The sequence below is a fragment of the Mesorhizobium sp. C432A genome (genome assembly GCF_030323145.1).
Lineage (GTDB): Bacteria > Pseudomonadota > Alphaproteobacteria > Rhizobiales > Rhizobiaceae > Mesorhizobium.
Window position 1 is genome coordinate 4245063 of the sequence record NZ_CP100470.1, and the last position, 24961, is coordinate 4270023.

Here is a 24961-nt window from a genome sequence, read left to right on the forward strand (position 1 = left end):
GCACCAGGAGCACCTCAATGGATCGCCTCGACAGAAAAATTCTCCGCCTCCTGCAGGAGGACGCGACGCTCGCGGTTGCCGATGTCGCCAAGAAAGTCGGCCTGTCGACGACGCCGTGCTGGCGCCGCATCCAGAAGCTGGAGGAAGAGGGAGTCATCAAGCGGCGGGTCGCCATCCTCGACCACGAAAAGGTCAATGTGCGCGTCACCGTCTTCGTGTCGATCCGCACCAATTCGCACAGCCATGAATGGCTGCGGCGTTTCTCGGAAGTCATCCAGGAATTTCCCGAAGTTGTCGAATTCTACCGCATGAGCGGCGACGTCGACTATCTCCTGCGCGTCGTGGTGCCCGATATCGCCGCCTATGACGCCTTCTACAAGCGGCTGATCGCCAAGATCGAGATCCGCGACGTGTCGTCGTCCTTCGCCATGGAGCAGATCAAGTACACGACCGAAATGCCGCTCGACTACATGCTGCTGGACAAGGAATCCGGCGCCAACGCGGCCTGAGCGCGGTTGTCCGTGACTGGGTGGTGACGCTGCACAAGCAGGCGGCGCTTAGTTTTTCTTTTTGTTGAGGAAACTCCAGGGCGAGTTGACCGGCAGCGTGATCGTGTCCGGCACCGTGTCGACTGCCACCACATCGGCTTTGCGTACGGTGTAGCCGGACTGGATGATGCTGACGCCGTCGAGAATGAACAACTGGCTCTTCTCCAAGCCGGGCCGCAAGGCGCCGGTCACGGCAACCGACTCATAGGCCTGCGACATCTTGTAGGGACGGGCCGGCGTCACCAGCACGATCTGGTTGGGCGGCGGCGTCGGCATGTGGCTGCAAGCGCCTGTCCACGGCACCAGCAGGAACTGGTAGACGAGATCGCCATCACGGTCGACCGGCAATGCATAGCCGGCTAATTGTACCGTCTTGTCCTGCAGGTTGAGCGACAATGTCTCGCCACGATCGGGCAGTTTTGCCGCAATCATCGGCAGGCCGGCATCTTCGGCCACCGCCTGCGTCGCCGGGCGGAGATCCTTCCAAAAGATATGCGCGGTTTGCGCTGAGGCGTCGAAGGTACCGGCTGTCAACAACGCGGCTGCAAGCGCGAGGGTCGATTGGAGATGTTTGGTCATAGGCCGAGTAAAGACGTCCTGGCCAATTGCGTCAACGCTTGAGCCGCATCATATGTCTGCGAGAGCCGGCGGCCAGGTTGCGTCGGCAAACGGGTTGCCAGGTCAGCCTTTTCTGGCGGCGATCCGCTCGATGATCTTGGCATTGGTGAGTTCCCGTACGGCGTCCTTGCCAATCCAGCGCGCCGTCTTGTCGGCCGACTGGGCCAGTCGTTCGGCGACGGCAAGGGCAGCGCCGTGCATCTCCAACGATCGCTTTCCGATCGAACGAAGCGCCCAGTTTACCGCCTTCTTCACGAAATTGCGGCTGTCGGTGGCATGCGCTTCGATGATCGGCAGGAAGCCGAGGAAAGTCGCCACCGGCTCCTGCTTCCGGTGCACGACGGACCACGCCATCATCGCAAAGGCCGTGCGTCGAACAAACTCGTGCTCGTCCGCCGCGAACTCTTCGATCAGCTCCTTCCAGGCGTTCGTGTCGACGAAGAGATCGGAGACGCCGTCGACGATATCCCAGGAATCGAAGGCCGCGGCCCATTGTCGTGCATCCGCGGCTGAGAAGCGCTTCGGGTCGGCCGTGACGGAAGCGATGAACTGCGCCTCCATGATGCCGGTCTGCCAAAGCTCGAAAGCACGCTCGTGGTTGCGCTTGATCTTTTTGGCGACCTGCCGCTGCACGCCATGCGAGATGCCGAGCGCGCGCTCGGTCTTGATACCGTAGCGCAACATGCCGCGGCGATTGTCCTCCGAGCCGATCGAGCGCAAATGGGCGACGATCTCATCGGCGCTCGATTGGGGCGAAAGCTCGGCCATTGCGAACGCCTATTTTTCCAGGCGCGCCAGCAGGGACGAGGTGTCCCAGCGCTTGCCGCCCATCGCCTGCACATCCTTGTAGAACTGGTCGACAAGGGCGGTCACCGGCAGTCTGGCGCCATTGCGGTCGGCTTCATCGAGGCAGATGCCGAGATCCTTGCGCATCCAGTCGACGGCAAAGCCGAAATCATATTTACCGGCGTTCATCGTCTTGTGTCGGTTCTCCATCTGCCATGACCCGGCAGCGCCCTTGGAAATCACCTCGATGACCTTCTCGATGTCGAGCCCGGCCTTCTTGCCGAAATGGATGCCTTCGGCCAGTCCCTGAACCAGCCCGGCAATGGTGATCTGATTGATCATCTTCGTGAGCTGGCCGGCGCCCGACGGACCCATCAGCCCGACCATGCGGGCAAAGGCGTCGATGACCGGCCTGGCCTTGTCGAAGGCAGCCTGCTCGCCGCCGACCATCACCGTCAGCACGCCGTTCTCGGCGCCCGCCTGGCCGCCGGAAACCGGCGCGTCGAGGAAGGAAAAGCCAGCCTTTTCAGCGGCGTCGGCCAGTTCGCGCGCGACTTCGGCCGAAGCGGTGGTGTTGTCGATGAAGACGGAGCCTTTTTTCATCGCGGCGAAGGCGCCATCGGCCCCGGTCGTCACCGAGCGCAGATCGTCGTCATTGCCGACGCAGGAGAAGACGAAATCCTGGCCCTCTGCGGCGTCCGCCGGCGTCAAAGCAAGCTTGCCGCCATGCTGGGCCACCCATTGTTCCGCCTTCGCCGCGGTGCGGTTGTAGACGGTGACGTCGTGGCCGCCTTTGTTCCTGAGGTGCCCGGCCATGGGATAGCCCATCACGCCAAGACCGAGAAATGCCACAGATGCCATGGGTTTGCCCTTCAGACGGAACGGAGTTGTCTTGGACAGCTCTAGGCTCTACGCGCCATTCGTCAAGACGCGCATGAGCCGATCGACTGGTACAGCCGAACGCTCAGCGGATCAGATGAATGGTGATCCGCCGCTCGATCCATTCGACGCCGTGGCGCAGGATCTCGACCATCACCAGATAGACGATGGCGACCCAGACATAGGCCTGGAAGTCGAAGGACTTGGCGTAGGCCAGCTTCGCGTTGCCCATCAAATCATAGACGGTGATGATGGCAACGATGGCGGAGGCCTTGATCATCAGGACGAGTTCGTTGCCATAGGGCCGGAGCGCGACGATAAACGCCTGCGGCAGGATGACGTTGCGCAGCGTCTGCAATTTGTGCAGGCCGAGCGAAGCAGCGCCCTCCCATTGGCCTCTCGGCACGCTCTCGATGGCGCCGCGCAGGATTTCGGCCTGGTAGGCGGCGGTGTTGAGCGCGAAGGCGAACACACCGCAATTGAAGGCGTCGCGGAAGAACCACCACAGTCCGACGGATTCGAGCTGCACCCGGAATGAGCCCAGGCCGTAATAGACGAGATAGACCTGGACCAGCAGCGGCGTGCCGCGGAAGAAATAGACATAGCAATAGGCCAGGACGGACAGATAGCGGTTCTTCGACATGCGGGCATAGGTGACGGGCAGCGAAAACAGCGCGCCGAGCACCATCGAGATAGCCACCAGCGCAAGCGTGGTTCCCAAGCCCTGCAGATAGGCAGGCGCGTATCTGGCGAAGAATTCGCCATTCCAGGCGTAAACCAGATAGACGGCGATGCCGATGCCGAACAGGATCCAGAAGCCGACCAGCGCGTAGCCGACGACACGGGCCCGCGGCCAGCCCCGCGCCCGTGGTGGTGGCTTCTCGATGTCGACGGCGGCGCGCGTCACGACGCTCATCGTGCCTCCCTCCTCCCGAGCGAACGCAGGATGAAGCCGGTGGCGATCGACGACAGGATGGCAAGGATAAGGAACACCATCGCCGCGACGCTGTAGAACAGGAAGGAATGTTTGGTGACACGGGCCGCCACGCCGGCGTTGCGCAAGGTTTCAGCCAGGTTGACGACCGACACCAGGGCCGTGTCCTTGAGCAGGCTCAGCCAGCAATTCTCAAGGCCGGGGAAGGCGATGCGCAGCAGCTGCGGCAGGATCACCTTGCGCATCGTCTGCCATTTCGACAGCCCGATCGCATAGCCGCCCTCATACTGGCCCTTCGGAATGGCGCGAAAGGCCGACAGGAAGACTTCGCTGGAATAGGACGAAAAGATCAGCGACAGCACGATCATGCCGGCGAAGAAGCTGTCGACATCGACCGTCGCTTCCGGCCTGAACAGACGGATGACATACTGCAAGAGGATCGGCATGCCGAAGAAGAACAGGAAAAGCGTCACCAGTTCCGGCAGTCCGCGAAACACCGTGGTGTAGATGTTGGCAGCCACGCGAAGCGACGGCTCTTCGGATTGTTTCGCCCAGGCGACGAAAAAACCGATCGTCAGGCCGATCGGCAGTGTCGCCAGCGCGAGCGCAATGGTGACCAGTGCGCCATAGGCAATATCGTCAATCCAGCCATCGGGTCCCCAAGTGAGAAGTATCCATATGTTCTGGCTTGGCATTGACGGGTCTTGTCTCCACTTCTGTCAGGCCAAGGCGGCAGCAGGAAACTTCCCCTGCCGCCTTGTTTCAGACGTTCAGGACTCGGCGCCGAAGACGTCGAACTTGAAGTACTTGTCGTTGATTTCCTTGTACTTTCCGTTAGCGCGGATTGCGTCGATGGCGCTGTTCAACTTGTTGACCAGATCCGTCTCGCCCTTGCGCACGGCGATGCCGGCGCCCGGTCCAAAGATATCGACCGGCTGCGGCGAGGGCTGGCCGAGAATCTTGCAGCAGGCGCCATCAGGCGAATCCAGGAACTGCTGCAACACGACGATATCGTCCTCGATCGCGTCGAGACGGCCATTGGCGAGATCGGCCTGCTCTTCGGGGCTGCTCGGATAGCCCTTGACCGTGCTGTCCGTATAGGTTTTCGAGGCGTAATTGAAATGCGTCGTCGTGGTTGCGACGCCGATGGTCTTGCCGGCCAGGTCTTCCTTGGTCACGCCCTTGAGGGTCGAATCCTTGGGTACCGCGATCGCCGACGGCGTGTTGTAGTATTTGTGGGTGAAGTCGACCTTCTCGGCGCGCTCCGGCGTGATCGACATCGAGGCGACGATGGCGTCGAACTTGCCGGCCTGCAGGGCGGGAATGATGCCGTCCCAATCCTGGGCGACGAAGGTGCACTTGACCTTCATCTCGTCGCAGAGCGCCTTGGCGATGTCGATGTCGAAGCCGACGAGCTGGCCGTCGGAGGTCAGGTTGTTGAATGGGGGGTAGGCGCCTTCGGTGCCGATTCTCAGGGTCGTTTCCTGAGCCTGGGCGACGCCGAGCGTCAGCAGCGCAGCCGATGCGGCGAGCGCGATACGCAGTGCAATACGCATGATAGTCCTCTCTTTATGGCTCCCGGCCGTCGTTCCGGAACGGCTCTGTGGGGCGGTGCTTTTGACCGCCCGCTGGCGCGATACTCCCACTGTTTTCGGGAGAAAAGCAACTGTAAAACCGTTGCTTGCGGGATTTGCGGGTCCAGCCAATGCCGACGCCGGGTTAATGCATGTCGCCCAAAAGTGCGCAGCGGTTTTGGGACGACGACATGCATAAATAAAACAACCTGAAGCGCGTCGCATGAGGCCGTTCAGGCGCGACGCGCTTAGACAATGCAACGGCGGAAGAGGGCGGCTGACCCGGGCGAGGGCAGGGGCCTCAAGGTTTGAGCCCGGTCATGCTCTCGATGAAGTCGGCTATCCCTCCCGTGTCGTCGAGATCGAACACAGGCAGGCTTTCGCCGGTAACCGCGAAGTCGGCGGCAATCGCCACGATATGTCCGTCGTTCGCCGACAGCGGCGAGCGGTCCTTGGCCTCCCGCCGCCGGGTCTCGATCTTTTTGTGCGCCTCGCGCTTGTAGCCTTCGACCAGCACGATGTCGCACGGGGCCAACCGCGACAGGACCGTCTCCAGCGTCGGCTCGTCCTCACCGCGCAATTCATGCATCAGCGCCCAGCGTTTGCCCGACACCACCGCGACTTCGGTGGCGCCCGCCTGGCGGTGACGAAAGCTGTCGGCGCCAGGCTTGTCGATGTCGAACTCATGATGGGCGTGTTTGACCGTCGACACTGTCCAGCCGCGCCGGACGAGCTCTGTGACCAGCTTCTCGGTCAGTGTGGTCTTGCCGGAATTCTTCCAGCCGGTGATGCCGAAGATGTTCATGGGCCGATGCTCTGCAACAGACGCTCGGCCACCGCAAGGTCGTGCGGTGTGTTGATGTTGAAGAACGGGTCGATCTCGTCACTGCCGTGGGTCAGCAACGGAAATTCCACTTCGACACAGTCGTGCCGCTCGATGAAGGCGGAGACGCGCCTGTTGTCCTCGTCGATCAGGAAATGACGCAAGGCCTCACGCAGCCCGAGCGGCCACAGCGCGAAGGTCGGATGCTGCCGGCCGCCGGAACTGGCAACCGCCATCGAGCCCGGCCGACTGGTCGCGGCAGCGGCCAGCTTTGCCACCAGATCCACCGGCAGGAACGGCGTGTCGCCGGCGGCCGTCGCCAATGCCTTGAAAGCGGTATTCGCTGCCGCCCATTCGAGGCCGGTGAGGATTCCGGCAAGCGGTCCGGCATAGCCTTCGACCGTATCGGCGAGAACCGGAAGACCGGCCGCGGCGAAGCGCGCCGGGTCACCATTGGCGCTGACCGCCAGCGATCCGACCTGCGGCGCCAGGCGGGCAACGACATGGTCGAGAAGCGGACGCCCGCCAAGCCCCAGCAAAGTCTTGTCGCCGCCGCCCATGCGCCGTGACAGGCCTCCGGCGAGGATAATTCCTGCAATGTCTTGGCTCATGGCCAAACTATATGCCGTCCGGCGCCATGTCGGGTCCAGCGCTTTCGGCTGCGGGTTTTTGCCGGCCGGCGACCCGCTCGCGATAGAGCGCGTAGAGGCCGGAGCCGATGATGATGGCGGAGCCGAAGATCATCGGCAGGTCGGGAACATCGCCGAAGATGATGAGGCCAAGCAGCATCGACCAAAAGAGGGCGGTGTAGCGGAATGGCGCAATGAAGGAGATGTCGCCGGCCCGCATTGCCATGATGATGAACTGGTAGCCGATCAGCACCAGCACCGCCGCCAATGCCAACAGTGCCGTGCCTTTGCCGGACATCGGCGTCCAGCCACCCATCGGCGACAGCAGCACGGCGCCAACGATGGTCATGGCGATTGCCGTTGCCGTCGACACCAGCAAGGTCGGGATAGCCCTCGGGATGCGCTTGGTGGCGAGGTCACGTACTGCGCAACAGGCGACGCTGACGAGTGCGTACAGCGAATAGACGCTGAAGCCTTCGAAGCCTGGTCGCACGATGATCAGCACGCCGCCGAAGCCGACGGCGATCGCCAGCCAGCGCCGCCAGCCGACCGCTTCGCTGAATACGAGTGCCGCCCCCATCGTCACCGCCAGCGGCAGCGCCTGCAGCACCGCGGAGACATTGGCGATCGGCAGATGCGCCAATGCGACAAGGAAGGCGACGGTGGCGCCGGCCTCGGCGATCACGCGCAATGCCACCAGCGGCTGCAGCATCGAGCCCGGCCGTGCGAGCGCGCCTTGCTGCCAGGCGAGCAGGCCGACGAGCAGCGACGCAAAGGCGCCGCGCACCAGCATGACTTGCGCCATGTTCATCGATTCCGACGAGAACTTGGTAATGGCGTCGTTGAGGGTGAAGCCGATCATGGCCACCATCATGCACAGCGCGCCGCGAATGTTTGGGGAAAGAGGCAAGGGCGTTACCGGTTTGCAAGAGCAATTCCAGGAAAAGTGTGAAACTGTTTTCCGTCCGGAATTGCGTGAAAACAAAGAACAAAGCGGTTCGACGTTTCGGCGAAACGGTGAACCGCTCAAGCCTGTAGCAGCCGGCGGCAAGACAGCAACGTCAAAGAAATAGGCCACGGATGCTCACCCGTGGCCCCTAGAAATCCCTGAGAGGGCTGGCCGGATGACCGGCAGCCTTATTTCGGCGTCAGCACCTCGGTGCCGCTGCCGTTCTTGCCGGCGATCGTCCACAGGCCGTGCAGCGAGCCATCATCTTCTACCTTGTAGACGACGAGACCGATTTCCTTGCCCATGACATAGCCGGCGGAGAAGGCATCGTCGTTGCGCATGCAGATGCCGTCCGACGATGATCCGCCCGTCTCCCAATGGATGGTACAGGTGGTCTCGCTGGTCAGCGTGATGGTGGCTTCGCCGCCATATTTCGAGCCGTCGAAATTGGTGCCCGCGACGGTGTAGCTGCCACCGATGGACTGTGCTGCTGCCGGCGCGGCGGCAAACCCAAGCATTGCAAGAGAAAGTAAGAATGTGCGCATGTCGTATTCCCCCAAACCGAGCGACGAGCCGCTATAGGCCGAAATTTAGGGCGGAACGCGATGGCGGTAAATCGGGTTTGCAGCGTCGAGAGCGATTTATTCCCAGTGTTGCTCAGCCCCATGCAGGCTGTCGCCGATAGCGCCGACCAGTGGGTCGTACTTGGCCTTGAGCGAGGCGGGATTTTCGATCCAGACTGTATGGATTGCATCCTCTTTTTCGAAGACGATTCGGGTATAGAAGATCTTGTCGCCTTTGGTGCTTGAGACCACTGCCCAGTTCTTACCGGTTTTGCTGTAAGTGACCTTTTCCCCAGAGTCAGGGTCGGCTTTTTCCTTTTCAACCAGACTGTCGGGCGTATCTTCCGTCAGCTTGTATCCGCCGTAACAGGACAAGCTCGCACCATCGGGGCTAAGCCATTTTCGACCGTCGCCATTGAGGGACTCAGGCATCGGCTTGCTGAAAATCTGGCTCGGGAACGTGCACACCGTGCCATAGCGCGCATTGATGTAGGTGAACGGCTTTGCGAGCGCCACTGTGGTCGCCAATGATAGGGCCACGACCAGCGCTGACAGCCCGGTTTGGCAAACACGCTGCATGGAAATCCCCCTCGCTTCCAACGGAAGCATTCTGCACCAATCGCGGAGAAAATCAGCCGCCGGTGACGCTCATATGTCTCGACACCGACGGGCGGCTGGTGCGGCGGTCGATGATGAAATCATGGCCCTTCGGCTTGCGGCCGATCGCTTCGTCGATGGCAGCAGCGACCAGCTCGTTGCCTTCGGAGGCACGCAACGGCGCGCGCAGGTCGGCGGCATCCTCCTGACCCAGGCACATATAGAGCGTGCCGGTGCAGGTCAGCCGCACGCGGTTGCAGCTTTCGCAGAAATTATGCGTCATCGGCGTGATGAAGCCCAGCCTGCCGCCGGTCTCTGCGACATGGACGTAGCGGGCCGGACCGCCGGTCTTGTAGGGGATGTCGCTCAGCGTGAACTGGCGCTCGAGCGAAGCGCGCAGCAGCGACAGCGGCAGATACTGGTCGGTGCGGTCGGCGTCGATCTCGCCCATCGGCATGGTTTCGATGACGGTCAAGTCCATGCCGCGGCCATGCGCCCAGCGCATCATCTCCGGCAGCTCGACGTCGTTGAAGTCTTTCAGCGCAACGGCGTTGAGCTTCACCTTCAGCCCCGCCGCCTGCGCGGCATCGATGCCTTGCATGACCTTGTCGAGATGGCCCCAGCGGGTGATGGCGTGGAACTTGTCGGCATCGAGCGTGTCGAGCGAGACATTGATGCGCTCGACACCGCAATCGGCAAGCTCGGCGGCAAAGCGCGACAGCTGCGAGCCATTGGTGGTCAGCGTCAACTCTTCCAGCGCGCCGCTCTTCAAGTGCCGCGACAGCTGGCGCACCAGATGCATGATGTTCTTGCGCACCAGCGGCTCGCCGCCGGTGAGGCGCAGTCTGCGCACGCCCTTTTCGATGAAGACGGTGCAGAGCCGGTCGAGTTCCTCGAGCGACAGCAGGTCCTTCTTGGGCAGGAACGCCATGTCCTCGGCCATGCAATAGGTGCAGCGGAAATCGCAGCGGTCGGTGACCGACACGCGCAAGTAGCTGATCGTGCGACCGAAGGGATCGATCATGTCCATGCGTTCAAGCGTTTCCAATGCTGTGAGTGGTGCCGTTATATACGGCTATGTGATACGATCCAACCCGCCATTCAAGATAGCCGCTCTCGATCTTTGGTGACATTCCCCGGCCGACATCCGATGTCGGCCGGGTCCAAATGGCCTTTTCCGCTCGCGCGAAGCAGCGTAGGGAAGGGCGGATCGATGCGGGATGCAGAACAATGACGGCGCCGAAGGAACTCAGGGTCTCGAAGGACAGAAAACTGCTGTCCGTCACCTTTCCCGATCATCGGCCGTTCGAGCTGCCGGCCGAACTGCTGCGCGTCGCTTCACCCTCGGCCGAGGTGCAGGGCCATTCGCCGGACCAGCGGGTGACGGTTCCCGGCAAGCGTAACGTTGCTATCCTGAAGATCGAGCCGGTCGGCAACTACGCCGTGCGCATCACCTTCGACGATTTTCACGACACCGGCATCTTCACCTGGAATTACCTGCACACGCTTGGCCACGAAAAGGACGCGCGCTGGAATGCCTATCTCGCCGAGCTCCAGGAGAAGGGACTGAGCCGCGACCGCTAGTCGGCACTGTCCGCAAAACGTCATTGACTGGGGGTAACGCCGGCAAAGGTTCGGAGACGGGAAAATGTCTGACATCACCACGGTCGAACAGCTCGAAGCCCTCTACGGCCTGCCCGGCGAAGCGTCGACGATCAAGGAACTCGACCACGTCATTCCCGAATATGCCGCCTTCATCGAAGCCTCGCCTTTTGTCGCCCTGGCGACGAGCGGGCCGGAAGGGCTGGACTGTTCGCCGCGCGGCGATCTCGCCGGCTTTGTGCGCATGCATGACCCGAGAACGCTGATGATGCCGGACAGGCGCGGCAACAACCGCGCCGATTCGCTTAAGAACATCATCCGCGATCCGCGCGTCGGGCTGCTGTTTCTTGTGCCGGGTTCGGGCACGACGCTGCGCGTCAACGGCCGCGCCCGCATCACCACCGACGCCGCGCTTTGCGCCTCCTTCGCCGTCGAAGGCAAGCCGGCGCGCTCGGTCACCGTGGTCGACGTCGATTCGGCCTATTTCCAGTGCGCCCGCGCCATCGTTCGCTCGGAGCTGTGGAACCCGGCAAAGCACGTCGACCCGAAATCGCTGCCGACACCCGGAACAATCCTGGAAGTCACCAGCCGCAAGAATATCGATGCCGGTACTTACGACAAGGAATGGCCGGAGCGGGCGAAGAAGACGATGTGGTGAGGTGGGAGGCGCGTGGATCGAACGGCTCAGGTATCCTTCAGCACGTCATAGATCTTGCGCATCTGTTCGCCGATCATGTCGCACTGTTCCGCTGTCGACTGGCTCATCGCCTTTTCGATCAGCGCCATATGCACCTTCAGCGCTTTCATCAGGAGCTCCGTGCCGGCCTCGGTAAGCGTCAGCCGCAGCACGCGCTTGTCCTTCTCGTCGCCTTCGCGGCGCAGCAGGCCGCGCGCCTCGAGCTGCGGCAACAGCATGGTGATGTTGGAGCGGCCGACCAGCAGTTTGCGGGCGAGATCGTGCTGCGACATGCCGGGATGGCGATAGAGGTTCATCAGCACGTCGAGCTGCGCCGGCTTGAGATCCAGCGGCGCCAGCTTTACCGCCAGCGTACGCTCCAGCACATGGCAGGCGCGCGCCACCGCGACCCAGTTGCGAAAGCGCGGGTTGTCCCAGGGCAGCTCTTGTTTAATGTTCATGTTTGAACTATTATGTTCATGCTTGAACGGAATGGATGGATCGCCACTATGGCATCATTTGGACTGAAGGTCATCCGGGGCGTGTTCCGCGCCGCCGAGCATGTGGCGCCCCGCCTGAGCGGGCGCGCCGCCTTCGAACTGTTCTGCCGCACGCCGAGCGTGAAGGCGCTCAGTGACGGCGAGCGGCGTGCGGTCGACCGCGCCGCCGGCTTCATGGCCGAGGCGCGCCATCATCGGCTTACGACCAAGGCCGGCTGCGTCATGGTGCACGAATTCCGGCCCGAGCCGGGCAGGGCGTCCGCCGGCACGGTGCTGGTCGTCCATGGCTGGCGTTCGCGCACGGAATATATGCGCGCTCTGATCGAAGGTTTTCGCGATGCGGGCTACCGGGTCGCCTCGCTTGACCTGCCGGGCCACGGCCAGTCGCTGGGCCGGCATCTCAACATGGTCAATGCGGTCGAGGCGGTCAGGGTCGCCGGCGAATGGTTCGGTCCGTTCAAGGCGATCGTCGGCCATTCCTTCGGTGGCGCCGTCGCCGCCAATGCCATTGCCGGTTCGATCAGGGGTATCCACCCAGTGGCGGCCGAGCGGCTGGTGCTGGTGGCCGCGCCAAGTTCCCTGCCGGCGATCTTCGCCGACTTCAGCCGCATGCTCAACGTCGGCCCGCGTTCGCAGGTTTCCATGGCCGATCAGGTGAAAAAGTTGTCGGGCCGGCCGCTGCACGAATTCACCGGCGATCGCCAGCTGGCCGAAGCGCCGGTGCCGACTCTGGTCATCCACGCGCCGGACGACCGCGAAGTCCCCGCCGATCATGCCACACGTTATGCCGGCGCCGGCAGCCATGTGCGGCTGCACTGGGCCGATGGGCTCGGCCACCGTCGCATTCTCGCCGACAAAGGTGTCATCGAACGCGCTGTGACCTTTGTCAAAAACGAGCGCGAGCCGATACTGCATTGATTCCAATCGGTGTATTGTCCGACAACGCCGGAGCGGTGAGCTAGCCCTTCTTCTTGCCGCCCGGCTGGACGGGCAATCCGGCCGCCTTCCAGGCGGTATAGCCGCCAAGGATGTGCTTGACCGGCGACAGCCCCATATCCTGCGCCGTCTTGGTGGCCAGCGCCGAGCGCCAGCCGCCCGCGCAAAAGAAGACAAAGCTCTTGCCCGAGGCGAAGAACGGCTTGTGGTAGGGGCTTTCGGGATCGATCCAGAATTCCAGCATGCCGCGAGTGGCATGTTTGGCGCCGGGGATCTGGCCGTCCCGCTCGATCTCGCGTGGATCGCGCAGGTCGACGAAGATGGTGTCCTCGTCGTCGAGCAGCCCGGCCGCTTCCTCGGGCGAGACCACCTCGATATCGGCATTGGCCTCGTCGAGCAACTCGCGATACCCTTTTTTCACGGATGATCCCTCCCGGCGCATTTCGCCGCCGACTGGATTTCCAGCACAAGCTCCGCGCTTTGTCACGCTGTTCCGACCAGCCCCTGCCACGCCGCCATCGCTCCGGCCACTGTGGCCATCAGCGCTTCGCACGAGGCGCCGTCGCGGGCCTGGATCGACATGCCGTGCTGGACCGTCGCATAGAAGGTCGCCGCCGCGTTGCTGTCGAAGCCCGCCGGCAATTCGCCTTTCGCCACACCGCGTTCCAGCCGTCTCAGCAAGAGGGTGTGGTTTTCGGCGCGGCGGCGGCGCAAATCATCGCAGATCGCGCCGCTGCTTGAATCCTGGTGCAGTGCGCCCAGCGCGATGAGACAGCCCTGCGGGCGGTCGTCCTGAGAGTACGCTTTTGCCGTCTGGCGCAGAAAATTCTCGATCGCCTGGCATGCCGTCGGCGCTTCGTCCAGCGCGCTCCAGATCTCGGTGCCTTCGTTGCGGGTGTAATACTCGGTCGCTTCCAGAAACAGCGCCTCCTTGCTGCCGAAGGCGGCATAGAGGCTGGGCGAGCTGATCCCCATCGCCGCGGTCAGGTCGGCGATCGAGGTGCCCTCATAGCCTTTGGCCCAGAACAGCTCCATCGCCTGCCGCAAGGCGACGGTTCGATCGAAGGTGCGGGGACGGCCTCTTTCCGGCATGACGATCTTTTCTGTGTTGATCGATACATAATTCACTTGACGTCGCCAGGCAAGGTTGCCAGATATTTATGTATCGATCGTTACATAACGGAGCATGACATGTCAGCGAACGGATTGAACGGCAAGGCAGCACTGGTCACCGGCGGCAGCCGCGGCATAGGTGCTGCGATAGCAAAACGGCTTGCGGCCGATGGCGCCGACGTCGCCATCACCTACGTCAACAGCTCGGCGCCGGCCCAAGCTGTCGTCGCCGAGATTATAGCGGCAGGTGGTCGCGCGATCTCCATCCAAGCCGACAATCGCGACGCCGCCGCCATCGAAGGCTCGGTCGCCGAGGCGGTGAATGCCTTCGGCCAGCTCGACATCCTGGTCAACAGCGCCGGCATCTGGCGCGCGGCGCCCATCGAACAGATGTCGCTGGCCGACTTTGACGAGACCATTGAGGTCAATCTGAGAGCGCCGTTCGTGGCCTCGAAGGCGGCAGCGGCTCACATGGGCGAGGGCGGCCGCATCATTTCGATCGGCAGCAATCTGGCCGAGCGCGTCACCGACACCAGCCTCAGCGCCTATTCGACCAGCAAGGCTGCGCTGGTCGGCCTGACCAAGGCGCTGGCGCGAGACCTGGGTCCGCGCGGCATCACCGCCAACGTCGTTCATCCCGGTTCGACCGACACCGACATGAACCCGGCCGAAGGCCCGCATGCCGAACACCAGCGGCGGAAGATGGCGACGCCCCGCTTCGGCAAGGCTGACGAGATCGCCGGCATGGTTGCCTGGCTCGCCGGTCCGGAAGGGCGCTTCGTCACCGGCGCCGCGCTCACCATCGACGGTGGCGCCAACGCCTGAAGCAGCAGCCGCTTTGACCGGTCTGGAGCGGCAACGCCGCTCCAGACGTCACGATGTTGTGAAACCGTTCTGCAACAGGCCTGCGGAAATTTATGGAAGCTTAACGAAATCGGTATGAATCGGTATAGTAGCGCCTTACATCCGCCATGCGGTTGGCAAGATCGTCTAGCGGCGCGGAACGGGAGCCGGCTTGCAGCCGGAGCGGGTGATTAATGAAATTCCTCGGAAATAAAGCCACCGTGATGCCGCTTGCAGTGGCGGCAGCACTGGCCTTCGGTGTGCCGCAGGCAAGCGCGCAAGGCCTGTTCGACATGCTGTTCGGCGGTGGCGTCAAGCACAGGCCGCAAGGCGAATTCCCGCCGCCGCCAAAGCGCAAGCCGAAGCCCGCCGTATCGGGCGGCGGCGGCACCAGGATCAGCAGCCCGTCCTACTACACCTACAAGGCCGACCGGCTGGTGCGCGTCGACTTTGCCGCGTTGGTGGCAGCACCTCCCCAGGTGGCAACAGCTGAAGACGCCGCCTTTGTGCCGTCGGCGACCAGCACTGCCTTCCGCGAAGCCGTTGCAGGCCTTAGTGACTATGAACTCTATGCCGAGCCCGATATCGCCAAGGCACTGATTGCCTATTACTCTGCCAATCCTGATTTCATCTGGGTGAACGAGGGCAATCCCAATGCCCGCGCCCAGGATGCGGTGCGGGTGCTTGGCGAAGCCGCAAGCTATGGTCTCACGTCGGCCGACTACACGGTCGAGGTGCCGGCAGCCAACGCATCGGCAGTCGATGCCGACGCCCATCTGAAGGAACTCGTCCGCTTCGAGATGGCGCTGTCGGCGCGCGTACTGCGCTATGCCCGTGACGCCCAGAGCGGGCGCGTCGATCCCAATCGCATCACCGGCTACTATGAATTTCCGCCGAAGCCGGTCGACATGGAAGGCGCGCTCAAGACGCTGGCTCACACCCAGGAAGTGCGCACCTACCTCGAATCGCGGCACCCGCAGAACGCGGAATATCAGGCGCTGCGCGTCGAACTTGAATCGCTGCAGGCGAGCGCCGAAAACGAAATCGTCGTCGATCCCAAGCTGTTGCTGAAGCCCGGCGAGACCAGCGCCGAACTGCCGAAGCTGCTGACGCTGATCGCGCGCAATCTCGACGACGAGATGGGCGGCGCCTATGGCGAGATCCTGTCTCGTCTCGGCACCAGCGATGTCTATGTTCCCGAACTGGTTCCGATCATCAAGGCCGTGCAGGTGAAGGCCGGCATGAAGGGCGATGGGGTCATCGGCCCGCGCACCGTCGCCTCGCTCGCCGGCACGTCCAAGGCCGACAGGCTGCAGAAGGTGCAGGTCGCGCTGGAAGAATTGCGCTGGATGCCGTCCGATCTCGGCAGCCCGCGGGTCTTCATCAACCAGCCCGCCTTCACCGCCAGCTATATCGACAATGGCGAGGAGAAGCTGAAGACCCGCGTCGTCATCGGCCGGACCACCAACCAGACCGCCTTCTTCTTCAAGGAGATCAAGCAGGTCGATTTCCATCCCTATTGGGGCGTGCCGCAGTCGATCATCGTCAACGAGATGCTGCCAAGGCTGCGTGGCGATCCGGGCTATCTCGACCGTGCCGGCTACGAGGTGACCGATTCGCGCGGCAGGCGGGTTCCCTCTTCCTCGGTCAATTGGGGCGCCTACGGCGCCAACATTCCCTACAGCGTGCGCCAGCAGCCGAGCGAAGCCAATGCGCTGGGCGAACTGAAGATCCTGTTCCCCAACAAGCACGCCATCTACATGCACGACACGCCGCAAAAATCCTTCTTCCAGCGCGATATGCGGGCGCTCAGCCATGGCTGTATTCGCCTTCAGGATCCGCGTGGGATGGCGGCGGCGGTGCTCGGCGTCTCGGTCGACGACATCGCCGAAAAGCTCAAGCACGGCCATGCCAGCGAAGACGTGACACGCACGATTCCCGTCTATGTCTCCTACTTCACTGCCTGGCCGGACCTGTCCGGCAAAGTCGAATATTTCAACGACGTCTACGACCGCGACACGCGGCTGATGCAGGCGCTGGACGCGACTGAAGCGGTGCGCTCGCCGACGAGCTGAACCAGCGGAGTTCCTCGTTCAACGAACGAGGAACTCACTTTATCTCTCTGGTTTAATTAGATTTTTGGCCGATGGACGGTCGCCCGTTTCCTGCGATCAGCGCTGGATGAGCGGACGCCGGAAGCCGGCGTCGCGGCCCGCGATCAGCCAATAGACCAGACCGGCTACGAGGCCGGCGGCGGCGATGATGCCGATATCGGCCCAGCGTCCGGCATCCTCTTCCGCGGCCGGCCAGACCAGGAAGAAGCCGGCTGCAGCGGCAGCGGCGCCAAACAGCATGTGCACCAGGAAATTGCGCAGGGCAAAGAATTCGGCGAGCAGCGCGAAGATCAGCGTCTGCAGGCCGGTCAGCACGATCGTCAGGAAATAGACGACCATGCCGAGCGGCGGCCACAGCAGCACGACAATGGGCGAAAATTGCATGGCGCCGAAATAGTCCGGCGCGTTGGGCAATACGGCGAGTGCGCAATATATCGCCACGACCGCGAACAATCCGATCAGCACCGAAACGAAATAGCCGGCAAGCATCATCAGGATGCGCTTCAAAACATGCTTAACCATGGCCATGCACCCCCGTGCCCTGCAACTGTTACGCGCACTCAGCCATCAAAGGCGGACCGGCGCAAGAGTGCATCCAGCAGTGCTTTGCGGCAAATCTTCAGGCGCCGCCGCATAGATGTTGTGAATCCGGCAAAACCCATGTGCCTTTTATCGTGAGGTCGACGCCGTAATAGACCCGCCCGCGCTCGTCGCCCTGCGGACAATCCCTCGGGATCGATATCAGGCACATGACGACAGGATCGCCGGCTTTCAAACTGGCAAGGCCAGGCTCCCGCTCGTAGGAAACCCCGGCGCCGCCATTGCTGAACCGCGCCAGGCTGCCGGCTTCAGGGCCGGCGGTTTCCAGCGGGTCGTCGCCGAGCCGCATCGTCAGCGCGGTGATGTGGGTCAAGGCGCATTGGCCGATCGACGAGGGCAGGGGCTGGTCGGGGCTGCCCGGATGGCGGGCCGCGGTGTCAAGCGCCTTCTTGCCGATCAGGGCGATGTTGTAATCCTGCACCCAGGACGGCGCATTGCCGTAGGTCTGCAGCGCATTGTTCTGGGCGCTGACGATGCAGGCGGCATCCTGCCCACAGGCGTTCCTGTCGTCGATGAGCGCACGGGCGATCTTGCGCTTGTCGCCGCCAAAGGCTGGCTCGAAACCCGTAAAGGCCTCGGCCACCAAGGCATCAATTGCCGACAGTTGCGGGTCGGCACAGATCGCCTTTTCCACCGGCAGGCTGGCTTTGCGGCAGTCGAAGGATGGCCCGTCGGCACGCGCTGGACCAAGGCAGACCGCCGCGCCAGCCAGTGCAACGACAAGCGCAAGCGAGTTGGCAATTCGATTGGAAGAAAGCATGGTCGCCCCGTTGTCCGACAACTGCCACCATCGTAGGCAAAAAACGCGGCGGACGGAATTGCCGAAGCGGTGCGGTATCGGCGCTATTTCGGTTCGGCGGTCACGGGATCGAACGTGATTTCGACTTTCGCCTTGTCGGCGGTGTAATAGGTCACGGTGTAGCCGTCCTTGTCCCAGTCGACCTCCTTCACATAGCGAAAGCCGTCGCGCTGCTCGACCTTGGCGATGATTGCCGACAGTTTCTGGGCATTCGTCGGCGGCAGCGGGCTGTCATCCGCGGCAAAGGCCGTCGAGCCGGCCAGAAGAACGACGACACCGGTCGCCAGAACAAGATTTCGCATGATTACCCTCATTTCACGTTGGCTGAACCGCACCGGAAACTCGCAGGCAGCACAGTTTGTTCCGATAGCTGACGTCGCGCAGGTTCCGTGAAGCCCTGGATCGCGGCGATCAGAGCGACGGCACGCCCATATTTGCGCCAACGGCCGGCCAACCATGAGTGCTGCCACGGCCCGCGCTGGACAACCCGATGGTGGTAGAGCTTTGCCAAAGACCCTGCTAGACTTCTGGTCCTGGCGGGGTGGCATGGCGCGCCAACCCCGCCGGAATCTTCATCTCTCAGCGCGCGGCGAAGTGTTTCAGGAACGGGTCGTCGCCTGTGCTGGACCAGAACCAGAAAGGGAGCGGGGGCTCGAACATGGCTGTACGGAACTACACCCGTCAGCTGGCGACAATCATTTCTATCGATGCCGTCGGGTTCTCGAGGCTGATGGGCATCGACGACGAGTCTGCTGTCGCGGCATTCGAGGAACGGCGCGACATCATCGCCGACAGCTGTGGCACATTTGGCGGCCGCACGTTCGGCGACGCCGGCGACAGCATCATGGCCGAGTTCGGCAATCCGATCGAGGCGTTGCGCGCAGCCTTTGATTTCCAGGGCCGCATCGTCGCCCTCAACGCCGAGGTTGCCGACGATATGCGCATGCCGTTTCGCGCCGGCATCAACACCGGCGACGTCATCGTGCGTGGTGGCCGCCTCTACGGCGACGACGTCAACATCGCGGCGAGAATCCAGGAATTCGCGCCGGGCAACGGTCTCGCCGTTTCGGAGACGACCTGGCACCATGTGAAGGACAAGACGGCGGCCGAATTCACCGATCTCGGCGAATTCATGCTGAAGAACATCGCCTTGCCGGTGCGCGTTCTGATCGCCGGCCGCAGCGGCAACGGATCCTCGCCGGCGGCGTCGTTCGCGGCCATTCCCCAGGCCAATGCGCAGCAGAAGCTGTCGTCCAAGGGGCCGCCGGCGATCGCCGTCCTGCCCTTCCACGCCGATGGCGGCGAGCATGACATCGGCTACATGGCCGACGGCATCGCCGAGGACATCATCTATGGTCTATCCAACACCAGATGGCTCTCGGTCATCGCCAAGGGCTCCAGCTTCCAGTTCCGCGACGACACGCTGGGCACGCGGGTGATCGGCAACGCGCTCGGCGCGCGCTACATCGTCAGCGGCACGCTGATGCGCAATGGTGGCCAGATCCGCCTCAACACCTCGCTGGCCGACGCGTCCAACGGGCGGCTGGTGTGGTCGCAGCGCTTCGATCGCGATCTGGTCGACATCTTCAACCTGCGCGACCAGATCGGCGCTGAGATCGTTTCGATCCTCGACAAGGAGGTCGACCGGGCGGAACAGGCACGCACCTTCCAGGTTCCCTGGGAAAGCCTGGAGACCTGGCAACTGGTGCGACGGGGCCGCTGGCACATGAACCGGCGCACCCGCGGCGACACCGAAACCGCACTCGAGTTCTTCCAGAAGGCCTACCGCGAGGACGCCAACTCGAGCGCCGTGCTCAACGAACTGGCGTGGTGGTATTTCTGGCGGGCATGGCTGCGTTTCGGCGACAGCGACGATTTGAACAAGGTCGAGCAGTTTGCCCGCAAGGCGTTGCTGGTGGACAGCCTGGATGCGCGCCCGCACGCCCATCTCGGCGCCGTCGACATCATGCGCGGCGAACCGCGGTCGGCCGTCGACCATCTCGAGGAAGCGATCCACATCAATCCGAGCTTTGCCTTCGCGCGCTCGGCCATGGGCAGCGCCCAGCTGCTGCTCGGCAATGCCGCGTCAGCGATACCGTTCTTTCTCGATACCGAGCGATTGAGCCCGTTCGACCTCTACCGCTTCCACAATCTGGGGGAACTGACGGCGGCCTATTGTCTGGTCGAGAACTGGCCTGCGGCGATCGCTGCTGCCGATCGCTCGCTCAACCTGTCTCCCGGCTATTTCTATTCCAGGTTCCTGAAGATCGGCGCGCTGATGCGAAGCGGCCGGCCGGAACAGGCGCGGCGCGAGATGACCATTTTCACCACCCGGCATCCCGATTTTTCAGAACAGCGTGTGCGCTGGATACCGTTCACCGACAAGGCCGCGAACGAGTTCCTCGTCGCCAATTTCCAACTGGCCAAATGAACATGGCGTCAGTGCTGGCTGGAACATGGACCAACTGTGAAAAGATTCACATACGTGCAGCCGATGCAAACCTAGGCGTTGAACGGCCGGCATCGCAATGACGTGGATGGCCGGGGGGCTTGAACGCGCATGACCAAACTGAAGTATTTCGACGCTATTCGCGCGGCCCAGAAAAACCAGCGCCCGCTGTCGGAAATGCCGCCCTTCGATCTCGGCCGGATCCGGAAGACAGGGCTGATTGCGCGCGTCGTCGGGTCTCTGGCCGAAGACCCCCGCTGGGCGCTTTCCTTGTTGCGGCGTTTCCGGCCGACCGGCAAACTTTTCGGCGTTCTCGTGGTCACCAAGAACGCCGATGTCCGCGACATATTGGAGCGCGGCGACGAATTCCAGACCCCATACGGCCCGGAAATGACCGAGCTTGCCCGGGGATCCAACTTCATCCTCGGCATGCAGGACGGCGCCGACTACCGGCGCATGAAATCGTCGGTGCTGAGTGCATTCCCGCCGGCCGAGGTCGAAGCCGCCGTCGGGCCGATCGCGGCGCGTCATTCGCAAGAGATCATGACGCGCGCCAGCCCCGGCTTCGATGCGATCTCCAGGTTGATGAAGATCGTCCCGGTGCACATCTGTCGAGATTATTTCGGCGTCGAGATCGACGATGAATCCGAATTCGCCGACTGGGCGATCGCGCTGAGTGCGCTGTTCTTTTCGGACCCGACGGCGAGCCCCGTCATGCGCGAACTCGCGGTGGTGGCGGGCGACCGTCTTCTCAAAGTCATCGATCGCTCCATCCAGTCGGCCAGGGACCGGGGCTTGAAGGCCGAGCAACCGCTGGCGAGGCTGGTTGTCCAGATGGATCAGGGCCGCCTGTCGCGGGACGACCTCAATTCGATCATGCTGGGCATGATCGCCGGCTTCGTCCCGACCAATGTGCTGGCCGCCGGCAATTGCCTCGACGTGATCCTGTCGCGGCCCGACGCACGGCAGGCTATCGATGCCGCATTGGCCGAAAACGATACCGCCAAGCTCGACAGGGCCGTCCTTGAAGCCATGCGCTTCAAGCCGATCTGGGTCGGCCCCTGGCGCTACACGGCCCGCGACGCGATCATCGGCAAGGGTACGCGCCGCGAGCGCCTGGTGAAGGCCGGCACGGTGGTGATGCCGGCGACGCTGTCGGCGATGTTCGATGCCGACGCCGTGCAGAACCCGGACCAGTTCGACACATCGCGCCCGTATCGCGACTACATGGTGTTCGGCCACGGCATTCATCAGTGCATCGGCGCCGAGATTGCCAGGATCCAGATCGGCGAAAGCCTGCGCGCCCTGTTCCAGAAGCAGGGCGTGCGCCGCATGCCCGGCAAGGCCGGGCGGATGACCCGCATCGGCGCCTATCCCGAAACCCTCAAGGTCGATTTCGAACGGGCAGAACTCTGCCGCACCGTAACGCAGTCTATGGTGACGGTGGTCTGCCCGGTCACCCGATCCGCGTCGCTGGATGCTGTCCGCGACAAGGTTGCCAGCCTCGGCAACCCGGCCGTCGAAGATATCCGCACCGCGCTCGATATTGCCGGCACCGTCCACTTCACCAGCCTGACCGTGGTCGGCACCGGCGAGATCGGCGCTGATTCCGGTCAGGAAAAAGGAGCTCTGGTTCTCGAGTTGTCCGGTGACGGCAGCATCGACGATGTCATCGATGCGGTCACGCACGCCATCGGGCACCGGCTGCGGCCGATCTTCAAGGATGTCTGCGATCTGCCCGATGGCGGCGCATTGAACGATTTCCTGCGCAAGCACAATGTCGACATATCGCCGTCCTTCGGCAGCAATGCCGGACTGGTGTTTTCGGGCACGCCGGGGCACTCGGTCCAGCGTATCAAGGCCGAGCAGCAGCTTTTCGAAGCCGTGCGCGACATCGTCGAGCGGCCACGCAAAGGCGCCGGCAACGCTCCTGCCGTGCTCGCTGAAGTTCGCCAGCATGTCCAGTCATTAGGGACGTTTGCCTGGGCGTTCGAGCCGGCCGAGAGCCTGCTGGAAAAGCCGCCGGGTCATTGGGGCCGTGCCCTGATGACGACGTTGCTGGTACCGCCGGTCTTCGTCACGGTGGCGATCATCTGGGCTGCTTGCTGGTACATGGCCTACGGTGTGGTGTTCGGCAGATCTATCGACATCAGCTCCCAGGAAATCTCCTTCACCGCCATAGCCGTAGCAATCACCTCACTTCTGTTGTCGGGACTCGGAGTGTTGGTGGCAGCGGCGCTGCTGGCGTTTTCGTGCTTGCTGGCGCTGCGACGCCGCGAGGACAGGGATCGGCCGGAAAGCACATCGATCGGCATATCTGAATTGAACGCGATACTCGTCAAGGAGGGCCACGCGGCACAAAACCATCTGACTGCGATTTCGACGATGAAGGCCGGCATTCTGCGGCGGCTGGCGCTCAGGTTTTCTTTCTACCTGATCTCGATAGCTGCCCAGAAGGTATTCAAGCCAGGCTTCCTCAACACCATCAACACCATCCATTTCGCCCGCTGGATACTGCTGCCCGGCTCCAACCGATTGATGTTCTTCTCCAACTACGGCGGCAGCTGGGAAAGCTATCTTGAGGACTTCATCGCCAAGGCGTCCGCTGGCCTGACCGGCGTGTGGAGCAACACCGTGGGCTATCCACGCACACGATGGCTGTTCCTGGACGGCGCGCGCGACGGCGATCGTTTCAAGCGCTGGGCGCGGCGCCAGCAGGTGCCGACCCTGTTCTGGTACTCCGCCTATCCCCAAATCAACACAGAGCGCATCCGGATCAATTCCCGGGTCAGGCGCGGCATTGCTTCCGCCGTCGGCAACGAGGCGCGCGACTGGCTGAGCTTGTTCGGTTCGCTACGGCGCCCGGCGAGCGAAACGACCACCGTTCAAAAGACCACTTCGCTGCTGGCCAATATCAGCTCTGCCTTTCCGGCGCCTCTCGAACAGCAGCTGGAAACCGGCGAGATCCAGTCCATCTTCTTCGGCCCGCTCGGCCCGCTCGCTTATTCGCATATGCTTGCGATCCGGGTGCCGGACAAGTTGCCGGCGCCCAAGCGCAGAGCCTGGCTCGATTTCGTTGTCGAGCAGACGAGTTTCGGCGAAGGCAGGCCCGCCGGGCGAGCTATGATAGTCGCCTTTGGTCCCGGTGGCCTGCGGCAGTTTGGGCTCGACGAGGGTGTGGAGGGCGATCCACTGGAAACATTTCCGATCGCCTTTCGCCATGGCATGGGCAATCCCGAGCGTGGGCGCATACTGGACGACCGAGGCCGCGACGGCCCGGACGAATGGGAGTGGGGGTCGTTGGAGAACCCTGTGGACCTGGTCATCGTCTGCTATGCTGAAGACCCGGGACGGTTGAAGACCGAGATTGCCACCGTGAGACGAAAGACGACCGGTGCAGGCATGAAGGTCGTCGCCGAACTGCCGCTCGCCGTAAACCGGGGCCCGACCGACACGAAGACGAAATCGTCCGACGGGGCAAAGCGTGACGATCGGTCGGAACGTGGGCCAGCCTACGAGCATTTCGGTTTCGCGGACGGGATTTCGCAGCCGATTGTCCGGGGCACGACCCGCGCCAGCAGGGGCGCCGCGCCCATGCATCTGGTCGCGCCCGGCGAGTTCCTGTTCGGCTATCGTGATGAGCATGGGTTCTATCCAGCCTCGCCCTCGGTAAGCGCATCACGCGATCGGACCGGAATCCTTTCGCAGGTGCGCCGTAGCCGGCTGATTCCGGGCCTGCCGCCACCGCCGCGCGATTTCGGGCGCAACGGTTCATTCCTGGTTATTCGCCAGTTCGAGCAGCACGTCGACGTCTTCAACAACTACTGCAAAAAGGCTGCAGCCTTGGTCGCGAGCCAACTCGGCAACCAAGCCATCACGCAAGACTGGATTGCCGCCAAGATGCTCGGCCGCTGGCAGAACGGCAGCTCGCTGGTGCGCAACCCCGATCATCCGGGACGCGTCATCGACAACAACTTCGCCGCTGGCGCCGAGGATCCGCAAGGCCATCGCTGCCCGCTTGGTGCCCACATTCGCCGTTCCAACCCACGCGACTCGCTGGGTGAGGACCGCGATACGCAGATCAATATCGGCAAGCGCCATCGTATCCTGCGGGTCGGCCGTACCTATGAGAAGCAGGACGGCAAGAATGGCAAGGTCGAAAAAGGGCTGCTGTTCATGTGCCTCAACGCCGACATAGAGCGCCAGTACGAATTCATTCAGCAGACCTGGGTTTCGTCGGCCACGTTCCAGGGCCTCGTCGCTGAAAAGGACCCGACGATTGGTTCGCGCGGCGGTGATGGCAGGTTCACCATTCCGTCATGGGAAAAGGTCACGACGCTCCGTGACATGCCGCAATTCGTCACCACCAAGGGGGTGGATACTTCTTCATGCCCAGCCGCTCGGCGCTGCGCTACCTGATTTCGCGGCT

Annotated in this window: 27 protein-coding genes; 9 read left to right on the plus strand and 18 right to left on the minus strand. The window is 62.7% G+C overall.

Going from position 1 to position 24961, the window contains the following annotated elements; genetic code table 11:
* Positions 1 to 17: 17 nt before the first annotated feature.
* Positions 18 to 509, plus strand: a complete 492-nt coding sequence (locus tag NLY33_RS20635; RefSeq protein ID WP_023669013.1) for an Lrp/AsnC family transcriptional regulator — start codon at positions 18 to 20, stop codon at positions 507 to 509.
* Between the two features lie 48 nt (positions 510 to 557).
* Here NLY33_RS20635 and NLY33_RS20640 read toward each other — a convergent pair whose 3' ends face one another.
* The 9 genes from NLY33_RS20640 to NLY33_RS20680 form a co-directional block, all read right to left on the minus strand.
* A complete protein-coding gene (locus NLY33_RS20640; protein WP_023706850.1) occupies positions 558 to 1127 on the minus strand; it encodes a DUF3299 domain-containing protein in 570 nt (189 codons plus the stop codon).
* A 102-nt stretch (positions 1128 to 1229) separates the two neighbouring features.
* On the minus strand, positions 1230 to 1934 hold the full coding sequence (locus NLY33_RS20645; RefSeq protein ID WP_023708351.1) for a DNA alkylation repair protein: 705 nt from the start codon (positions 1932 to 1934) through the stop codon (positions 1230 to 1232).
* A gap of 9 nt (positions 1935 to 1943) precedes the next feature.
* A complete protein-coding gene (locus tag NLY33_RS20650; protein ID WP_023690739.1) occupies positions 1944 to 2813 on the minus strand; it encodes an NAD(P)-dependent oxidoreductase in 870 nt (289 codons plus the stop codon).
* A 103-nt stretch (positions 2814 to 2916) separates the two neighbouring features.
* Positions 2917 to 3747 carry an ABC transporter permease gene (locus tag NLY33_RS20655; RefSeq protein ID WP_023708352.1) on the minus strand — a complete coding sequence of 277 codons (831 nt, stop codon included), beginning with the start codon at positions 3745 to 3747 and terminating at the stop codon, positions 2917 to 2919.
* Positions 3744 to 4460, minus strand: a complete 717-nt coding sequence (locus NLY33_RS20660) for an ABC transporter permease (RefSeq protein WP_023708353.1) — start codon at positions 4458 to 4460, stop codon at positions 3744 to 3746. Before NLY33_RS20660 ends, NLY33_RS20655 begins: the two co-directional genes overlap by 4 nt.
* 75 nt (positions 4461 to 4535) lie before the next feature.
* The gene (locus tag NLY33_RS20665) at positions 4536 to 5321 is read right to left on the minus strand and encodes an ABC transporter substrate-binding protein (RefSeq protein WP_023688509.1); all 786 of its coding nucleotides are present in this window, start codon (positions 5319 to 5321) and stop codon (positions 4536 to 4538) included.
* Between the two features lie 319 nt (positions 5322 to 5640).
* Entirely contained in the window at positions 5641 to 6144 is a 504-nt protein-coding gene (gene mobB, locus NLY33_RS20670; RefSeq protein WP_023708354.1) for a molybdopterin-guanine dinucleotide biosynthesis protein B, read from the minus strand.
* Positions 6141 to 6773 (minus strand): molybdenum cofactor guanylyltransferase MobA, encoded by a 633-nt coding sequence (gene mobA, locus NLY33_RS20675; RefSeq protein ID WP_023708355.1) that lies wholly within the window; start codon positions 6771 to 6773, stop codon positions 6141 to 6143. The genes mobB and mobA overlap by 4 nt, the downstream gene beginning before the upstream one ends.
* Before the next feature lie 7 nt (positions 6774 to 6780).
* The gene (locus NLY33_RS20680; protein WP_023708356.1) at positions 6781 to 7701 is read right to left on the minus strand and encodes a DMT family transporter; all 921 of its coding nucleotides are present in this window, start codon (positions 7699 to 7701) and stop codon (positions 6781 to 6783) included.
* On the opposite strand from NLY33_RS20680, the gene NLY33_RS20685 reads away from it, so the two are divergent.
* Positions 7652 to 7864, plus strand: a complete 213-nt coding sequence (locus NLY33_RS20685; protein WP_196813887.1) for a hypothetical protein — start codon at positions 7652 to 7654, stop codon at positions 7862 to 7864. The two genes, NLY33_RS20680 and NLY33_RS20685, sit on opposite strands and share 50 nt — an antisense overlap.
* Positions 7865 to 7928: 64 nt before the next feature.
* Here the strand turns inward: NLY33_RS20685 and NLY33_RS20690 are convergent, their stop codons facing one another.
* From NLY33_RS20690 to moaA, 3 genes are all read right to left on the minus strand, one after another.
* The gene (locus tag NLY33_RS20690) at positions 7929 to 8285 is read right to left on the minus strand and encodes a hypothetical protein (RefSeq protein ID WP_023669002.1); all 357 of its coding nucleotides are present in this window, start codon (positions 8283 to 8285) and stop codon (positions 7929 to 7931) included.
* Positions 8286 to 8381: 96 nt separating this feature from the next.
* A complete protein-coding gene (locus NLY33_RS20695) occupies positions 8382 to 8882 on the minus strand; it encodes a hypothetical protein (protein ID WP_023708357.1) in 501 nt (166 codons plus the stop codon).
* A 52-nt stretch (positions 8883 to 8934) separates the two neighbouring features.
* Entirely contained in the window at positions 8935 to 9930 is a 996-nt protein-coding gene (moaA, locus tag NLY33_RS20700; RefSeq protein ID WP_031196299.1) for a GTP 3',8-cyclase MoaA, read from the minus strand.
* A gap of 200 nt (positions 9931 to 10130) precedes the next feature.
* Here moaA and NLY33_RS20705 point away from each other — a divergent pair, with 200 nt between their 5' ends.
* Together NLY33_RS20705 and NLY33_RS20710 are read left to right on the plus strand one after the other, a co-directional pair.
* Positions 10131 to 10484 carry a gamma-butyrobetaine hydroxylase family protein gene (locus tag NLY33_RS20705; protein WP_023668999.1) on the plus strand — a complete coding sequence of 118 codons (354 nt, stop codon included), beginning with the start codon at positions 10131 to 10133 and terminating at the stop codon, positions 10482 to 10484.
* A 64-nt stretch (positions 10485 to 10548) separates the two neighbouring features.
* The gene (locus NLY33_RS20710) at positions 10549 to 11160 is read left to right on the plus strand and encodes a pyridoxamine 5'-phosphate oxidase family protein (RefSeq protein ID WP_023708358.1); all 612 of its coding nucleotides are present in this window, start codon (positions 10549 to 10551) and stop codon (positions 11158 to 11160) included.
* Positions 11161 to 11186: 26 nt separating this feature from the next.
* On the opposite strand, the gene NLY33_RS20715 is transcribed toward NLY33_RS20710, so the two are convergent.
* The gene (locus tag NLY33_RS20715; protein WP_023682500.1) at positions 11187 to 11639 is read right to left on the minus strand and encodes a MarR family winged helix-turn-helix transcriptional regulator; all 453 of its coding nucleotides are present in this window, start codon (positions 11637 to 11639) and stop codon (positions 11187 to 11189) included.
* Between the two features lie 48 nt (positions 11640 to 11687).
* Here NLY33_RS20715 and NLY33_RS20720 point away from each other — a divergent pair, with 48 nt between their 5' ends.
* Positions 11688 to 12596, plus strand: a complete 909-nt coding sequence (locus NLY33_RS20720) for an alpha/beta hydrolase (RefSeq protein ID WP_023706841.1) — start codon at positions 11688 to 11690, stop codon at positions 12594 to 12596.
* Positions 12597 to 12636: 40 nt separating this feature from the next.
* Here NLY33_RS20720 and NLY33_RS20725 read toward each other — a convergent pair whose 3' ends face one another.
* Positions 12637 to 13035, minus strand: coding sequence for a rhodanese-like domain-containing protein (locus tag NLY33_RS20725; protein WP_023708359.1), 399 nt, complete (start codon positions 13033 to 13035; stop codon positions 12637 to 12639).
* A gap of 62 nt (positions 13036 to 13097) precedes the next feature.
* Entirely contained in the window at positions 13098 to 13706 is a 609-nt protein-coding gene (locus NLY33_RS20730; RefSeq protein ID WP_023706840.1) for a TetR/AcrR family transcriptional regulator, read from the minus strand.
* Between the two features lie 99 nt (positions 13707 to 13805).
* Between NLY33_RS20730 and NLY33_RS20735 the strand changes: the two genes are divergently transcribed.
* Both NLY33_RS20735 and NLY33_RS20740 read left to right on the plus strand, forming a co-directional pair.
* Entirely contained in the window at positions 13806 to 14552 is a 747-nt protein-coding gene (locus NLY33_RS20735) for a 3-oxoacyl-ACP reductase family protein (RefSeq protein ID WP_023706839.1), read from the plus strand.
* Between the two features lie 212 nt (positions 14553 to 14764).
* The gene (locus NLY33_RS20740) at positions 14765 to 16645 is read left to right on the plus strand and encodes a L,D-transpeptidase family protein (protein WP_023702268.1); all 1881 of its coding nucleotides are present in this window, start codon (positions 14765 to 14767) and stop codon (positions 16643 to 16645) included.
* A 96-nt stretch (positions 16646 to 16741) separates the two neighbouring features.
* Here the strand turns inward: NLY33_RS20740 and NLY33_RS20745 are convergent, their stop codons facing one another.
* From NLY33_RS20745 to NLY33_RS20755, 3 genes are all read right to left on the minus strand, one after another.
* Positions 16742 to 17212, minus strand: a complete 471-nt coding sequence (locus NLY33_RS20745) for a hypothetical protein (RefSeq protein WP_023668992.1) — start codon at positions 17210 to 17212, stop codon at positions 16742 to 16744.
* 91 nt (positions 17213 to 17303) lie between these two features.
* Positions 17304 to 18044, minus strand: a complete 741-nt coding sequence (locus NLY33_RS20750; protein ID WP_023706838.1) for a lysozyme inhibitor LprI family protein — start codon at positions 18042 to 18044, stop codon at positions 17304 to 17306.
* Positions 18045 to 18127: 83 nt separating this feature from the next.
* Positions 18128 to 18385, minus strand: a complete 258-nt coding sequence (locus tag NLY33_RS20755) for a PepSY domain-containing protein (protein ID WP_023668990.1) — start codon at positions 18383 to 18385, stop codon at positions 18128 to 18130.
* Between the two features lie 356 nt (positions 18386 to 18741).
* Here NLY33_RS20755 and NLY33_RS20760 point away from each other — a divergent pair, with 356 nt between their 5' ends.
* Both NLY33_RS20760 and NLY33_RS20765 read left to right on the plus strand, forming a co-directional pair.
* On the plus strand, positions 18742 to 20514 hold the full coding sequence (locus NLY33_RS20760; RefSeq protein ID WP_023706837.1) for an adenylate/guanylate cyclase domain-containing protein: 1773 nt from the start codon (positions 18742 to 18744) through the stop codon (positions 20512 to 20514).
* Between the two features lie 129 nt (positions 20515 to 20643).
* A complete protein-coding gene (locus NLY33_RS20765; RefSeq protein WP_286438854.1) occupies positions 20644 to 24951 on the plus strand; it encodes a cytochrome P450 in 4308 nt (1435 codons plus the stop codon).
* The last annotated feature ends 10 nt before the right edge of the window (positions 24952 to 24961 follow it).

Excerpts from the sequence above, each read along its gene's own strand:
- NLY33_RS20635 (WP_023669013.1), top strand. The coding sequence starts at position 18 with ATGGATCGCCTCGACAGAAAAATTCTCCGCCTCCTGCAGGAGGACGCG.
- NLY33_RS20640 (WP_023706850.1), bottom strand. The coding sequence starts at position 1,127 with ATGACCAAACATCTCCAATCGACCCTCGCGCTTGCAGCCGCGTTGTTG.
- NLY33_RS20645 (WP_023708351.1), bottom strand. The coding sequence starts at position 1,934 with ATGGCCGAGCTTTCGCCCCAATCGAGCGCCGATGAGATCGTCGCCCAT.
- NLY33_RS20650 (WP_023690739.1), bottom strand. The coding sequence starts at position 2,813 with ATGGCATCTGTGGCATTTCTCGGTCTTGGCGTGATGGGCTATCCCATG.
- NLY33_RS20655 (WP_023708352.1), bottom strand. The coding sequence starts at position 3,747 with ATGAGCGTCGTGACGCGCGCCGCCGTCGACATCGAGAAGCCACCACCA.
- NLY33_RS20660 (WP_023708353.1), bottom strand. The coding sequence starts at position 4,460 with ATGCCAAGCCAGAACATATGGATACTTCTCACTTGGGGACCCGATGGC.
- NLY33_RS20665 (WP_023688509.1), bottom strand. The coding sequence starts at position 5,321 with ATGCGTATTGCACTGCGTATCGCGCTCGCCGCATCGGCTGCGCTGCTG.
- mobB (WP_023708354.1), bottom strand. The coding sequence starts at position 6,144 with ATGAACATCTTCGGCATCACCGGCTGGAAGAATTCCGGCAAGACCACA.
- mobA (WP_023708355.1), bottom strand. The coding sequence starts at position 6,773 with ATGAGCCAAGACATTGCAGGAATTATCCTCGCCGGAGGCCTGTCACGG.
- NLY33_RS20685 (WP_196813887.1), top strand. The coding sequence starts at position 7,652 with ATGGCCACCATCATGCACAGCGCGCCGCGAATGTTTGGGGAAAGAGGC.
- NLY33_RS20690 (WP_023669002.1), bottom strand. The coding sequence starts at position 8,285 with ATGCGCACATTCTTACTTTCTCTTGCAATGCTTGGGTTTGCCGCCGCG.
- NLY33_RS20695 (WP_023708357.1), bottom strand. The coding sequence starts at position 8,882 with ATGCAGCGTGTTTGCCAAACCGGGCTGTCAGCGCTGGTCGTGGCCCTA.
- moaA (WP_031196299.1), bottom strand. The coding sequence starts at position 9,930 with ATGGACATGATCGATCCCTTCGGTCGCACGATCAGCTACTTGCGCGTG.
- NLY33_RS20705 (WP_023668999.1), top strand. The coding sequence starts at position 10,131 with ATGACGGCGCCGAAGGAACTCAGGGTCTCGAAGGACAGAAAACTGCTG.
- NLY33_RS20710 (WP_023708358.1), top strand. The coding sequence starts at position 10,549 with ATGTCTGACATCACCACGGTCGAACAGCTCGAAGCCCTCTACGGCCTG.
- NLY33_RS20715 (WP_023682500.1), bottom strand. The coding sequence starts at position 11,639 with ATGAACATTAAACAAGAGCTGCCCTGGGACAACCCGCGCTTTCGCAAC.
- NLY33_RS20720 (WP_023706841.1), top strand. The coding sequence starts at position 11,688 with ATGGCATCATTTGGACTGAAGGTCATCCGGGGCGTGTTCCGCGCCGCC.
- NLY33_RS20730 (WP_023706840.1), bottom strand. The coding sequence starts at position 13,706 with ATGCCGGAAAGAGGCCGTCCCCGCACCTTCGATCGAACCGTCGCCTTG.
- NLY33_RS20735 (WP_023706839.1), top strand. The coding sequence starts at position 13,806 with ATGTCAGCGAACGGATTGAACGGCAAGGCAGCACTGGTCACCGGCGGC.
- NLY33_RS20740 (WP_023702268.1), top strand. The coding sequence starts at position 14,765 with ATGAAATTCCTCGGAAATAAAGCCACCGTGATGCCGCTTGCAGTGGCG.
- NLY33_RS20745 (WP_023668992.1), bottom strand. The coding sequence starts at position 17,212 with ATGGCCATGGTTAAGCATGTTTTGAAGCGCATCCTGATGATGCTTGCC.
- NLY33_RS20750 (WP_023706838.1), bottom strand. The coding sequence starts at position 18,044 with ATGCTTTCTTCCAATCGAATTGCCAACTCGCTTGCGCTTGTCGTTGCA.
- NLY33_RS20755 (WP_023668990.1), bottom strand. The coding sequence starts at position 18,385 with ATGCGAAATCTTGTTCTGGCGACCGGTGTCGTCGTTCTTCTGGCCGGC.
- NLY33_RS20760 (WP_023706837.1), top strand. The coding sequence starts at position 18,742 with ATGGCTGTACGGAACTACACCCGTCAGCTGGCGACAATCATTTCTATC.
- NLY33_RS20765 (WP_286438854.1), top strand. The coding sequence starts at position 20,644 with ATGACCAAACTGAAGTATTTCGACGCTATTCGCGCGGCCCAGAAAAAC.